Annotated in this window: 9 protein-coding genes; 5 read left to right on the top strand and 4 right to left on the bottom strand. The window is 66.7% G+C overall.

Annotated elements, in window-relative coordinates:
* Both AC1HIY_RS04565 and AC1HIY_RS04560 read left to right on the top strand, forming a co-directional pair.
* The coding region (locus tag AC1HIY_RS04565) for a T9SS type A sorting domain-containing protein (RefSeq protein ID WP_479575528.1) at nt 1-2,870 on the top strand (2,870 nt) is incomplete at its 5' end.
* Between the two features lie 105 nt (nt 2,871-2,975).
* Nucleotides 2,976-3,116: a hypothetical protein gene (locus tag AC1HIY_RS04560; RefSeq protein ID WP_479575527.1), complete on the top strand. Its 141-nt coding sequence runs from the start codon at nt 2,976-2,978 to the stop codon at nt 3,114-3,116.
* A 404-nt stretch (nt 3,117-3,520) separates the two neighbouring features.
* Here the strand turns inward: AC1HIY_RS04560 and priA are convergent, their stop codons facing one another.
* From priA to nuoH, 4 genes are all read right to left on the bottom strand, one after another.
* Complete coding sequence (gene priA / locus AC1HIY_RS04555; protein WP_479575526.1) at nt 3,521-6,004, bottom strand: primosomal protein N'; 2,484 nt, start codon at nt 6,002-6,004, stop codon at nt 3,521-3,523.
* A 203-nt stretch (nt 6,005-6,207) separates the two neighbouring features.
* A complete protein-coding gene (locus AC1HIY_RS04550) occupies nt 6,208-7,038 on the bottom strand; it encodes a M23 family metallopeptidase (RefSeq protein ID WP_479575525.1) in 831 nt (276 codons plus the stop codon).
* Between the two features lie 160 nt (nt 7,039-7,198).
* Nucleotides 7,199-7,864 carry a ribulose-phosphate 3-epimerase gene (gene rpe, locus AC1HIY_RS04545; RefSeq protein ID WP_479575524.1) on the bottom strand — a complete coding sequence of 222 codons (666 nt, stop codon included), beginning with the start codon at nt 7,862-7,864 and terminating at the stop codon, nt 7,199-7,201.
* Between the two features lie 13 nt (nt 7,865-7,877).
* Complete coding sequence (gene nuoH, locus AC1HIY_RS04540) at nt 7,878-8,900, bottom strand: NADH-quinone oxidoreductase subunit NuoH (protein WP_479575523.1); 1,023 nt, start codon at nt 8,898-8,900, stop codon at nt 7,878-7,880.
* A gap of 305 nt (nt 8,901-9,205) precedes the next feature.
* Between nuoH and AC1HIY_RS04535 the strand changes: the two genes are divergently transcribed.
* The 3 genes from AC1HIY_RS04535 to AC1HIY_RS04525 all read left to right on the top strand — a co-directional run.
* The gene (locus tag AC1HIY_RS04535; RefSeq protein ID WP_479575522.1) at nt 9,206-10,606 is read left to right on the top strand and encodes a beta-propeller fold lactonase family protein; all 1,401 of its coding nucleotides are present in this window, start codon (nt 9,206-9,208) and stop codon (nt 10,604-10,606) included.
* 75 nt (nt 10,607-10,681) lie between these two features.
* Nucleotides 10,682-12,514, top strand: coding sequence for an FG-GAP repeat domain-containing protein (locus AC1HIY_RS04530; RefSeq protein ID WP_479575521.1), 1,833 nt, complete (start codon nt 10,682-10,684; stop codon nt 12,512-12,514).
* Nucleotides 12,515-12,642: 128 nt separating this feature from the next.
* The coding region (locus tag AC1HIY_RS04525; protein WP_479575520.1) for a hypothetical protein at nt 12,643-12,844 on the top strand (202 nt) is incomplete at its 3' end.

Here is a 12,844-nt window from a genome sequence, read left to right as displayed (position 1 = left end):
AGGACGAGTTGAAGGGCGACGTGAAGTTTTACGATGCCTATGGGGACGAGATTGCGAGCCTTCACACGAGTTGTTCGCAGCCGCTGGGCCCGGGCACGGTGGCGGGAGACTTCGAGGTGACGGCGGGGCTGGACGGGGACGGCATTCCGCTCTGCGACGCGCCGCCGCCGCCGGACTGTGCCGAGTGCAAGGGCGGCGTGATCCAGCTGTCACTGAAATATACCGGCCCCGACGCCGCCGAAGTCAAGATCGTGGCCAGGGATGTGGCGTATAATCTGGGGGTGCTTCAGCCGGGTGAGGTCTTCACGATCAATGGCACGAAAGACGACGGGAAGTTCGAGAAGAACGACCTCGACATCTATTTCGACGGCGTCAAGCAGGACGTGAAGATCCACGTCAGTTGTTCGGAGCCCATTGGCGAAGGCGTCGTCTTTACCTTCGATGACGGACGCGCACTCACCGTGGTGGAGAGCTTCTCCCGGGACTTCCCCGACCTGGCCGTGTGTCCGGTGATGGATCTGGCCGCACTCGGAGATTTCGTGTGGCGCGATCTCAACGCCGATGGCCTTCAGGATGCCGGTGAGCCGGGCATCGAAGGCGTCACGGTCAACCTCCTCGACCCGAACAACGGCTTCGCCGTGCTCGAGACGACGACGACCGACGCCGACGGGCTCTATGGCTTCTCCGGCCTCATGCCGGGTGACTATACGGTCGAGTTTGTCAAACCCGCCGATCATGTCTTCTCTCCGAAGGATGCGGGTGACGACACGATGGACTCCGACGCCGACACCGCGACGGGCCGCACGGACGCCGTCACGCTGGCCGCCGGGGATGAGAACCTCACCCTCGATGCGGGCCTCTACCGCACGGCTTCGCTCGGAGATTTCGTGTGGGACGATCTCAACGGCGACGGCCTTCAGGATGCCGGTGAGCCGGGCGTCGAAGGCGTGACGGTCAACCTCCTCGACCCGAACAACGGCTTCGCCGTGCTCGAGACGACGACGACCGACGCCGACGGGCTCTATGCGTTCACCGATCTCGTGCCGGACGACTACGTGGTCGAGTTCGTCCTTCCGGGCGGGTTCGTCTTCACGACGAAAGACGCCGGAGACGATGCGCTCGACTCCGACGCCGACACCGCGACGGGCCGTACGGACACCATAGCGCTCGCCGAAGGCGAGAATAACCTGACCGTCGATGCGGGGCTGCTTCAGACCGGCTCCCTCGGAGACTTCGTATGGGAGGACCTCGACGGCGACGGCCTTCAGGATGCCGGTGAGCCGGGCGTCGAAGGCGTGACGGTCAACCTCCTCGACCCGAACGACGGCTTTGCCGTGCTCGAGACGACGACGACCGACGCCGACGGGCTCTATGCGTTCACCGATCTCGCGCCGGACGACTACGTGGTCGAGTTCGTCCTTCCGGGCGGGTTCGTCTTCACGACGAAAGACGCCGGAGACGATGCGCTCGACTCCGACGCCGACACCGCGACGGGTCGTACGGACACCGTCACCCTGGCCGCCGGTGTGGATAACCTCACCCTCGACGCCGGGCTCGTGGCGCCGGTCGGATCCCTCGGCGACTACGTGTGGGAAGATCTCGACATGAACGGCCTGCAGGGCGCCGGTGAGCCGGGGATCGAAGGGATCACCGTGAACCTTCTCGATCCGAACAACGGCTTTGCCGTGCTCGAGACGACGACGACGAACATGGACGGGTTCTACCTCTTCCCGGATCTCGATCCGGGCGACTACGTGGTCGAATTCGTCACGCCCGACACGCTCGTCTTCACGTCGAAAGACGCCGGAGACGACGCGCTCGACTCCGACGCCGATGAGACGACGGGGCGCACGGACACCATCACCCTGGCCGCCGGTGAGAACAACCTCACCGCCGATGCCGGCATGGTGAGCGTCTGCCTCTTCGACACCGGCCCGCCGGAGATTGACTACGCCGGCGACTTCGACGTAGCCTCGGACAGCGGCACGGTGACCGTCACCGTCACCGACGACACCGGTCTGGCTTCGGTCGATCTCGTGAGCTTCGAGGCGTTCGGCAACCTCTCGATCACGCTCGACTGTACGGACGACTTCTACGTCGGCACGAAGAAGGCCACGTACGTCTGCGAGATCCCGGATCCGACGCTCTTCTACTTCGTCACCGTCGTGGCGACGGATCTGTGCGGGCAGACGCCGGATTGTCCGAACCCGCCGTATCATCCGATCGACAACCCGGATGACGCCGCCAAGCCGCCGCTCGTCTACGGGCCGGGCCTCTCGAACGGCATCTTCCCGATCTTCGTCGAGGCGCGCGGCGCGACGCTGAAAGCCGTGGACGTCTTCCTCCTCGTGGATGCGGACTTCGCCGACAGCACCGTCACCGAGATCCCGGGGCCGGAGTTCACCTTCGATCCGGGCGTGGCGGACTTCCAGTTCGACCTCGTCAAGACCGGCGGCGGTTTCCGCTGGGGCTTCCTCGCGGCGGATCAGTGCAATGCCACCATCGCCGACCCCGAGAGCGGCGACCCCGTCTCGATCCGTTCCGACCGGGCCGGAGATCAGACGCTCAACGGCGCGCTTTCGGGCGCGGTGGCCGAGGAGCTTCCGACGGAGTTCGCACTCAATCAGAACTACCCGAACCCGTTCAATCCGACCACGCAGATCCGCTTCGATCTGCCGGAGGCGAGCCGGGTCACGCTGGCCGTGTATGACGTGCTGGGCCGTCGTGTGATGACGCTCGCCAGCGGACAGTACGCGCCGGGCCGCCACACGGTCACGTTCGACGGGCAAGGATTGTCCTCGGGCATGTATTTCTACCGGCTCATCACGGACCGGCAGAGCTTCACGAAGACGATGATCCTGCAAAAATAACCAAAGGCTCGGTGCGCGGGGCTGGGACGTTCTCGCCTCGCGCCGCCGGGTTCCCCGGAGACACCGTAATCGCATTACCCCCTTCACCAACCCGAGAGATGCCCTATGGAAGAACAGAACCAGATCCCCCCGGTAAACCAGCCGGAACTCGGTGAGACCGAGAAGAAGCCCTTTGAGGAGCCGAAAGTCGTGAGCCAGGGTGAAATCCAAATCTTTGGCGGAAGCGGCGGTTTCGGAGGTCCCTGAGGGATCGATGCCCCTATCTCATCAAAGGCCTGTGCTCTCGAGTGCGGGCCTTTTTTGTTCCGACCACCTTGCCGACCTCGCCTCATGCGGACCGTTTTCCCCGTCCGGCGGACCCGATGGCACGAAATGACGTTTCCCTTTTTTTACGTTATCATTAATCCATCAAAGAATCGGACATGATGAATCGGAATCGGGATCACGTGAGAGGCGGCGCAGCGGAAGACCGGAACGGGTCTTATCCGGAGCAAGGGTCGGAAGCCGATGAAACCGCGAAACAGCCCTTCGTGGCGCCGGAAGTCGTGCATCGGGGCGAAATGCAAATCTTTGGCGGAAGCTCGTACGGGCCGTGAAAGGTCATGAGCGCCGCGCCGGGACCCGGTGTGCTCGGGTGAGGGTTCGGGGGGTCAAAACAGCCCGACGGCGTCCACGTCGATGGCGAGGCGGCAGTGGCGGGGCGGTGATCCGGCGCGGGTGACCGTGTGGCGAAGCAGGCGCTGGAGCGCGGCGGGGCGGAAGCGGAGCGGCACCTTCACGATCGTGTGGAAGCGGTACTGTTTTTTGACGCGTCCGATGAATGCCGCCTCGGGCCCGAGCACCCGAAGCGCCTCGCCGGCCTGCTTGAGGAGCAGGGCCGTCCATCGTTCGGCAAAGCCACGGACCGCGTCCTCGTCCGGTCCGCGAAACTCGACGCCGACGATGCGTCCGTAGGGCGGATAGCCGAGTTGCCGCCGTTCCGGAAGCACGGCTTCGACGAAGCCTTCGTAGTCGTGCGCACAGGCGAAGCGGAGGACGGGGTGTTGGGGGTTGCGGGTTTGAAGGAGCACCTCGCCCCGGAGGCCGGCGCGCCCGGCGCGGCCCGCCACCTGCGTCAGAAGCTGAAACGTGCGCTCTTCCGAGCGGAAATCCGGCAAGAGCAGACCCGTGTCCGCATTGATCACCCCGACGAGTGTGACGCGCCCGAAGTCGAGGCCTTTGGCGACCATCTGTGTGCCGAGGAGGATGTCGGCGTCGCCGCGTCCGAAGCGGTCGAGGAGGCGGTGGTGGGCATTTTTGCGGGTGGTGGTGTCGAGGTCCATGCGGAGGATGCGGGCCTCGGGGAAGTGTGCGGCGAGTTCCTCTTCCACACGTTGCGTGCCCGCGCCGAGCTGCGCGAGGTCGTCCGCGCCGCACTTCGGGCAGGGGCGGGGCATCCGGCGCGTGCGCCCGCAATAGTGGCACCGGAGCAGCCGCTTGTCCTTGTGGTACGTCAGCGTCACCGAGCAGTCCGGGCACACCGGCGCCCACCCGCACGAGCGGCACTCGATGACGGGCGCATAGCCCCGCCGGTTCTGAAGCAGGATGACCTGCTCGCTCCGTTCGAGCCGCTTTCCGATGGCCTCGCGGAGCGGTTCGGAAAAGACGCCGTCGAGCCGGTGTTTCTTTCGTTCGAGGGTCAGGTCGACGATGCGGACGGCCGGCAGCGGCGCAGCGGCGTGGCCGGGCACGGGCACGCGCTCGGGCATCGAGAGGAGCGTGTACTTGCCCCACCGCGCGTTCGTATAACTTTCCAGGCTGGGCGTGGCCGAGCCGAGCACGCACACGGCGTCGTTCATCTTCGCCCGCATCACCGCCACGTCGCGCGCATGATAGCGAGGCGCGGGGTCGAACTGCTTGTACGACTGCTCGTGCTCCTCGTCGACGACGATGAGGCCGAGGTTGGAGAGCGGCGCGAGCACGGCCGAACGCGGGCCGATGACCACGGAGAAGCGCCCGTTCCGGAGGTGTCGCCACGCGTCGAACCGCTCGCCGAGGCTCATGCGCGAGTGGAGCACGGCGATGCGGTCGCCGAAGTGGGCGCGGAAACGGCTGACGGTCTGCGGCGTGAGGGCAATCTCGGGCACGAGGATGACGCCCGTCTGTCCCCGCGCAAGCACCGTCTTGAGCGCCGCGATGTACACCTCCGTCTTTCCACTCCCGGTGACGCCGTGAAGCAGAAACGTCTCGAACCGCCGCGCCTCGACGGCTCCGAGGATGTGTTCGAGGGCTTCCTTCTGAGAGGGGTGCAGGGTATGCGAGGGAGGGGAGGGGGCCTCCCCGGGCAGGTCGCCGAGGGGAGAGCGGAGGACCTCTTTCTCGACGATTTCGAGGATGCCTTTTCGGACGAGGCTGTCGACCGTAGCCGCCGCCGCGCCCGCGCGTTCGAGCACGTCGGCGCGGCGCGGTTCGTGTTCGCCTTCGAGCAAGAGGCCCGCCATCGCCTCGATGACGGCGCGTTGCTTCGGGCCGCGCAGGTGCGTGCGGAGGTCCTTTCGCGCGGCGTCCGTCCGAAAGGCCGGGGCGAATCGCACGTGCTTCTCGCGTTTGACGCGCACCTTCGGGCGGCTCAGCCCTGCTTCCACGCGGAGGAGGCCTTCGCGTTCGAGGCGGCGAAGGAGGGCGAGCGGGACGTCGTGCCCCGCCTGCCGGAGGGCATGGAGCGTCGCCTCGCGGCGCGCGTCGAGGAAGCGGAGGAGCGCCCGGGCCCTGGGCGGGAGGTCGCGTCCGTCGATCGGCGCGTCGGTGCGGATAAGCACGTTCCGGCTCTCGATGGCGACGCCCGTCGGGAGCGCGGCCTTGACGACCTCGCCCCACCCGCACACGTAATAGTCGGCGATCCATCGGGTGAGGCGGAGCATCTCGGCCGTGAGCGCGGGGGCTTCGTCGAGCACGTCGAGGAGGGGCTTGAGCGTATAGCCTTCGGCCTCCTCAGGGTCGGCTTCCGCCACGATCACACCCGTCAACCGGCGGGGGCCGAAGGGCACGAGCACCCGCGCGCCCACCCGCGCCTCCGCCCGGAATGCTTCGGGCACGAGGTACGTGTACGTCTGATCGATCGGCAACGGGACGACGACGCGAACGGCAGCGGGCACGGGCAAGCAGGGATGGGGGAGGCGACGGAAAGGAAGCGGACGGCCGGTCCGACGAGCGCGGACCCAACCGTCGCCCAAAGGTACGACGGAAAACGGGAGGATGCCGGAGGGTCCGCGCGCCGTTCAGGGTGCGCCCCGCGCCCCGCCGGGAATTCCTCCCGGACGGCAAAGTTTTCGAGAGCGGCGGGAGCGGTTCGGCGGCGTCAGTGTCGGTACGAATGCCCTTCTCTGAGGGGCACGCCTTCGGGATGCCCCGCCACGCGGAAGCGCACCGGCAGCGTGCGGCGTTCGAGATCCTCGCCGAGGGTATAGACCTCGAAGTGGAGGTGCGGGCCGGTCGAATAACCGGTGTTTCCCGAAAGCCCGATCAGCTCGCCCCGGCGCACGCGTTGCCCGACCTGAACGCGCGCGCCGCCCCGCAGGAGGTGCACGTAACTCCCGATGGTGCCGTCCGGGTGCCGGATCTTGATGCGGTTGGCCTTACGCTTGAGCCGCTCATCCACGCCGCCTTCCGAGAAAACATCGCGCACTTCGATGACGCGTCCCTCGCGGGCGGCGAGCACGGGCGTCCCCTCCGGCATGTTCCAGTCGATGGCATACTCGCCGTCGTGGCTGAATGCGCCGTCGTACCCCTGCCCGACGGGGTGCGCCGCGCCCGGCGCGTAGGGCAGGTCGTACACGTAGGCGTCGTCGTGCCGGGCCGCAAGGCTGCCGAAGATCCACTGCATGTCGAACCGATAGCTCCATCCGGCCTCGGGGTGGGTGGCGAAGAGCCGGAGGGCCCGGACGCGGCGGCGTCCGGGGAACGTGGCGACGTGCGGAAGCGGGACGCTCGGGCGCAGGTTCTCGAGCGTCATCGTGAAGCGGACGGTCACCTCGGAGACGTGGAGGTTGTCGACGTAGACGTCCACGGTGTCGCCGTGCTGGGTGCTCGCCACGCAGATGACCCCGTCGTAGCAGTCTTCCTGCGCGCGGGCGGGGAGGGGAAGCGCGAGGATGAGCGCGGCGAGGCCCGCCGCGATCCTTCGGAGCATCAGGGTTCGGTTGCGGTTCATGTCCCTGCTCGAGGCCACAATCATGCCGACGAGGCTCGTCTCAGACACGTCGGCGCCATGCACCCCCGCCCGCGAACACGTCTGCGGCCCGAGCGGGGCGACGGACGCATGCCCCCATCTCCTGCGGGTGTCGCCCCGCTCACGCCCAGTGCGCGACGGCTTTGCGAAATGCCCGGATGTTCTCCGCCACCGGCCCGCCGAAGACGGCGCTTCCGGCCACGATGACGTCTGCGCCCGCGTCCACGACGGCGCGCACATTGCCCGGCTTGATGCCGCCGTCTACTTCGAGGAGGGCCCTCGAGCCGATGGCGTCGAGCATCCGACGGAGGCGGCGGATCTTTGCGGTGCTCTGCGGGATGTACGCCTGTCCGCCGAAGCCGGGATTGACCGACATGACGAGCGCGAGGTCCACGTCCGGGAGGATCTCTTCGAGCGTCACGAGGGGCGTGGCCGGGTTGAGCGTCACACCCGCCTTCACGCCGCACCCACGGATCTGCGCTACGGTGCGGTGGAGGTGCGGGCACGTCTCGACGTGCACCGTGAGCACGTCCGCCCCGGCCTCGGCGAACGCTTCGACGTAGCGCTCGGGCTGCTCGATCATCAGATGGACGTCGAGCGGCGCGCCGGTCTCGTCGGCCAGCGGACGCAGCGCGCGGACGATGAGCGGTCCGATGGTGAGGTTCGGGACGAAGTGCCCGTCCATCACGTCCACGTGCAGCCAGTCGGCTCCGGCATCGAGAGCCTCGCGGCAGTGCGCTTCGAGGCGGGTGAAGTCGGCGGAGAGGATCGACGGGGCGAGGATCATGCGGGCGCGCGCGTCAGAAAATCGCCACGGCGAGGGCGATGAGGAGGGCGTTGACGAGCCCGAGCGGGAGGAGGTACTTCCACCCGAGCGTCATCAGCTGATTGTACTTGAAACGCGGGAGCGTCCAGCGCACCCAGATGAAGAGGTAGGCGAAGAACGCCGCCTTCAGAAACAGCGAGCCGAACTGAAGCAGGCCCAGGAGCACGCTCCCGTCGAGCGAGGGGAGCGCTTTCAGGAGCAGGGGCTCGAACGGCACCAGGTAGCCGCCGAAGAAGAGCGTCGCGATGACGAACGAGGCGACGAACAGGTTGACGTATTCGGCGAGGAAGAACATGCCGAACTTCATCCCGCTGTATTCCGTGTGATAGCCGCCGACGAGCTCCTGTTCGGCTTCCGGAAGGTCGAAGGGCGTGCGGTTCGTCTCGGCAAAGGCGGTCACGATGAAGATGATTGCGCCGAGGGGGTTGCGGAAGACGTTCCATCCGAAGAGGGCCCAGCCGCCGCTCTGATCCTCGACGATGGTCGTGAGGTTGAACGAGCCGGCCAGGAGGACCACCGAGACCACGGCCAGCCCCATCGAAAGCTCGTACGAGATCATCTGCGCCGAAGAGCGAAGCCCGCCGAGGAGCGAGTACTTGCTGTTCGAGCTCCACCCGGCCAGCGTCACGCCGTAGACGCTGATCGACGTCAGCGCCAGGATCACGAGCACCCCCACGTCGAGGTCGGCGATGACCACACCGCGCGCGAAGGGGATCACCGCCGGGACCGTCATGGCGATGAACACCATCAGCCACGGGGCCAGCGAATGGACGAACGGGCTGGCCGCCAGCGGAACGATGTTCTCTTTGAAGATGAGCTTCAGCACGTCGGCAAACGGCTGGAGAAAGCCTGCCGGCCCCACCCGGTTCGGCCCCGGACGGTTCTGCATGTACGCCGAAACCTTCCGCTCGGCATAGACCAGCACCGAAGCCGAGATCAGGAAAAAGTTGATGATGCCGAACGCGATCAGCGCGATCCAGTACAGCGGCAGGTTCATCGCGGATACCAGACGGTGGAAAGGTGAGACGGGGCGTGCCGGAGGCGGCAAAGACCGAGTTTTGCACGCCGCCCCAATCTAGTTTTCCCGGCGGTCGCATGCAACTTAGGGGTGGGTCCCTCGTTCAGGCAAAACGCCCCGGAGAGAGGTTTTAAGCAAGAGTTCATTAACCCCGGCAGCCGGAAAAAACCGGGCCGGGGCGCGGACAGATGCCTTTCTTCCTTTACATGACGGCGGGCCGTTCATAGCTTCTCCGCCGGCTCGGGGAGAACCCCCGTGATCGTTTATCCAAAGCGTGAAGATCCATGGCACAGAGACTCGGAATCGGCAAGTGGCTGCTTTTCGCGGCCCTTTTGGGAATGGGGTGCACCTCCGCTCGCGCGCAGAGTATGGTGACGACGGAGCCCGCCTCCGGCGGAGGCACGTTCTCGGAACGGGTGCTTCCGGTGTTGCAAGCGAAATTCGCCCCGCTGCTCGCCCGAGAGCGAGGGTTGCGGCTCGACTCATGGGAGAGCCTCATCGCGGGCTCGGACTACGGTGAGGTGCTCATCCCCTTCGATGCCGAACGCAGCCTGCTCGTCCGGCTGGCCACGGAGCTTCCGGAGGACCACCCGCTCCATGCCGCCGCCGCCGCCATCACGCCCGATGAACTGGCCCTCGTGCGCAACTGGATCGACGACGGCGCGCGGAACGACGCCGGAGAGGTCCCCTATGCAGACGCCCGGAACCTCCTCTACGTCGCCGATCAGAGCGCGGCCCTCGTCTCGGTCATCGACATGGACCACGACCTCGTCGTGCGCACCGTCGATCTCCGGAAACTCGGCTTCTCGGCCACGGCCAAGCCGCACCACGTCGCCGTGGAGCCGGACGGGTCGTTCTGGTACCTCTCGCTCATCGCCGAGAACAAGGTGCTCAAGTTCAACCGCGACAACGAACTCCTCGGGCAGGCGGACTTCGAGCGGCCCGGCATGCTCGCCCTCGACACCGAGCACGACGTGCTCTTCGTCGGGCGGTCGATGGCGGCGGTCAATCCTCCGCAGCGCATCGGCCTCATACAACCCGCCGACATGTCCATCGAGGAGATCGACGTCTTCTTCCCGCGCCCGCACGCCATCGCCGTCGACGGCTTCCGGAACTACGTCTACACGGCCAGCCTCGCCGAGAACCGGATTGCCGGGATCGATATGGAGACGGGCGACATCGACCTCCACAGCCTCGACGGGCCGACGCACACGCTCGTGCAGTTCGCCCTCTCGCCCGACGGCTCGACGCTCGTCGCCGGCGGGCAACTCACGGGCAAAATGTTTTTCTTCGACGCGAGCAAGCCGCCCGCGCTGCCGCTCCTGGCCACGGTGGACGTGAAGGCCGAGCCGTGGCACCCGGTCTTCTCGCACGACGGTCGGTACGTGTACGTGGGCAACAAGCGTGCGAACACGGTGACGGTGCTCGATGCGCAGAAAAGGAACGTCGCCGCGGTGATCGAAGGGCCGGGCCTTTCGCAGCCGCACGGCGCGGCCCTCTCCCCCGACGGCAAGCGCCTGTACGTCTCGAACAACAACCTCAAGGGCGCGTACACGCCGCGCTATCCTTTCGTGGATGCGCCGCCGCCCGGCGTGGTGGCCGTCATCGATACGGCGACGAACACCATCGTGAAAGCGCTCGAAGTGGGCGCATACGCCGCCGGGATGGGCGCGCGGGCGTTCTGAGACCGAGCCGTTCGTCCTTCGGGCGTCTCCTCGCGCTTTTTCCCCCCACCCATCCACCCAAACACCCGGACACGTTTGCCTCACCTCCGAAGCCTGCTCCCCACGCTCACCCTCGTCCTGCTCGCGGCGGGATGTGCGGCCTCGCGCGAGGCGGACGATGCCGCGAGCCCGGCCACGCGCTTCGTGCGCGACGTCTATCCCTTTCCCGTCCATGACGAGGCGGGCGCGCCCTACGAACACCCCTTCCTCGGCGGCTTCAACGTGCCCCGTCCGCAGTTCATCGACATCGACGGCGACGGCGACCTCGACCTCTTCGTGCAGGAGGTTACCGGCGCGGTCAAGTTCTTCGAGAACACCGGCACGCCGGACGACGCCCGCTACGTCTGGCGCACCGACCGCTTCCACGACCTCGACGTCGGGGAGTGGTACCGTTTCTTCGACCTCGACGCCGACGGCGACTTCGACCTCCTCGCCGAGGAACGATACAGCTTCGTCCGCTATTTCCGGAACGAGGGCACGCCCGAAAGTCCGGTCTTCAAACTCGCCGAGGATTCGCTCAAAGACGCCGGCGGCAAGCCCATCTTCTCCGACCGGCAGAACATCCCGAACCTTACCGACATCGACTGCGACGACGCGCTCGACCTCTTCATCGGCAAGCTCGACGGCACGGTGATGCGGTACGAGTCGGTGGGGAGGGATGCGGACGACGTGCCGCGCTTCCGGCTCCTGACCGAGCGCTTCGAGAACATCGAGATCGTCGCGCAGCTCAGCGGCAGCCTCCACGGCGCCAACACGCTCGCGCTCACCGACATCGACGGCGACGGCGATCAGGATTTCTTCTGGGGCGATTTCTTCGAGCCGGGACTGCTTTTCATCCGAAACACCGGCACGTGCGCCTCGCCTTCGCTTCGGAGCGAGCCCGTCCCGTTCCCGCCGGGGCATCCGTTCCGGACGAGCGGCTATAACGCCCCGTTCTTCGCAGACATCGACGCCGACGGCGACGTGGACCTCTTCGTCGGGGTGCTCGGCGGCGCGTTCAACCCGATCAAAACGTCGGCGGACAACTTCTATTTCTTCGAACAAACCGATGACGGCGACTTCGTCGAGCGCGCGCGGCGGTATCTGAAGACCATCGACGTGGGGAGCGAGAGCGTGCCCGCCTTTGCCGACCTCGACGGCGACGGCGACCTCGACCTCTTCCTCTCGAACAAGATCGCCCCGGACGATTTCAACACGGCGCGGATGCATCGTTTCGAGAACGTCGGCGCGCCCGATGCGCCGGTCTTCCGGGATCGGGGCACGATGCCCCTCCACGCGGCGTTCCACTACGTCCCCGCCTTCGGCGACCTCGACGGCGACGGCGACCTCGACCTGCTCGTGGGCACGTGGACGCGCGGGAAGGTGGCCCTCTACCGGAACGAGGGCACGCCCACGGCTCCCGACCTCCGGCTCGAAACGGAGGAGTACCTCCGCCTCACGCGCGGGAGCAACGCCGCCCCCGCCCTCGTCGACATCGATGCCGACGGCGACCTCGACCTCTTCGTCGGGGAGTTCTCCGGCACGGTCAATTTCTACCGGAACGACGGCACGCCGCATGCGCCCGCCTTCACGCTCGTCTCGGATGAATACCTCGGCATCGACGTGGGGCAACGGAGCTTCCCCGTCTTCCAGGACCTCGACGGCGACGGCGACTTCGACCTGATCCTCGGCGCCGAGGCCGAGGGACTGGTCGTCTACCGGAACGACGGCACACCACAGGCCCCCGCCTTCGTCCGCGACGACGACGCGCTCCGCCTCGCCGTGCCTGCCCTCGCCACCCCCGCCTTCGTCGACCTCGACGGCGACGGCGACGCCGACTTCGTCACGGGCGGGCTCAGCGGCGGGCTCCTGTACTACGAGCGGCGGTGAGGGAGGCGGGACGCCCGGCCGACGGGCGCCTGGTACCCGTCGTCCTCGCGGAGCGGCTATGAGGCTGAATCCCGCCTCTTCCCGAAGGGGCCCATCGATGCGTTTCCTCCTTTCACCCGTCCTCGCTCGTGCTGTTCACCGGATGCGCCATGCATGCGCCGATGAGCGAGACGTTTCTGTTTCACGAGCCGTACCCGACCCGGCCGGCCCACACGGCGGACGTCACGCTGGGGCTTACCGCCACGCAATCGTACGCGCCGCTTTCGAGCATACGTCGTCACTTCATCCGCGCCGATTCGCTCGAGTCCGCCAACGGGCACAAGCGTGTTT

It is taken from the genome of Rhodocaloribacter sp. (genome assembly GCF_056451265.1).
The sequence above is the reverse complement of the archived record's forward strand: the minus strand, read 5'-3'. Positions and strand labels throughout refer to the sequence as shown.

Excerpts from the sequence above, each read along its gene's own strand:
- AC1HIY_RS04550 (WP_479575525.1), bottom strand. The coding sequence starts at position 7,038 with ATGCTCCGAAGGATCGCGGCGGGCCTCGCCGCGCTCATCCTCGCGCTT.
- nuoH (WP_479575523.1), bottom strand. The coding sequence starts at position 8,900 with ATGAACCTGCCGCTGTACTGGATCGCGCTGATCGCGTTCGGCATCATC.
- AC1HIY_RS04560 (WP_479575527.1), top strand. The coding sequence starts at position 2,976 with ATGGAAGAACAGAACCAGATCCCCCCGGTAAACCAGCCGGAACTCGGT.
- rpe (WP_479575524.1), bottom strand. The coding sequence starts at position 7,864 with ATGATCCTCGCCCCGTCGATCCTCTCCGCCGACTTCACCCGCCTCGAA.
- AC1HIY_RS04535 (WP_479575522.1), top strand. The coding sequence starts at position 9,206 with ATGGCACAGAGACTCGGAATCGGCAAGTGGCTGCTTTTCGCGGCCCTT.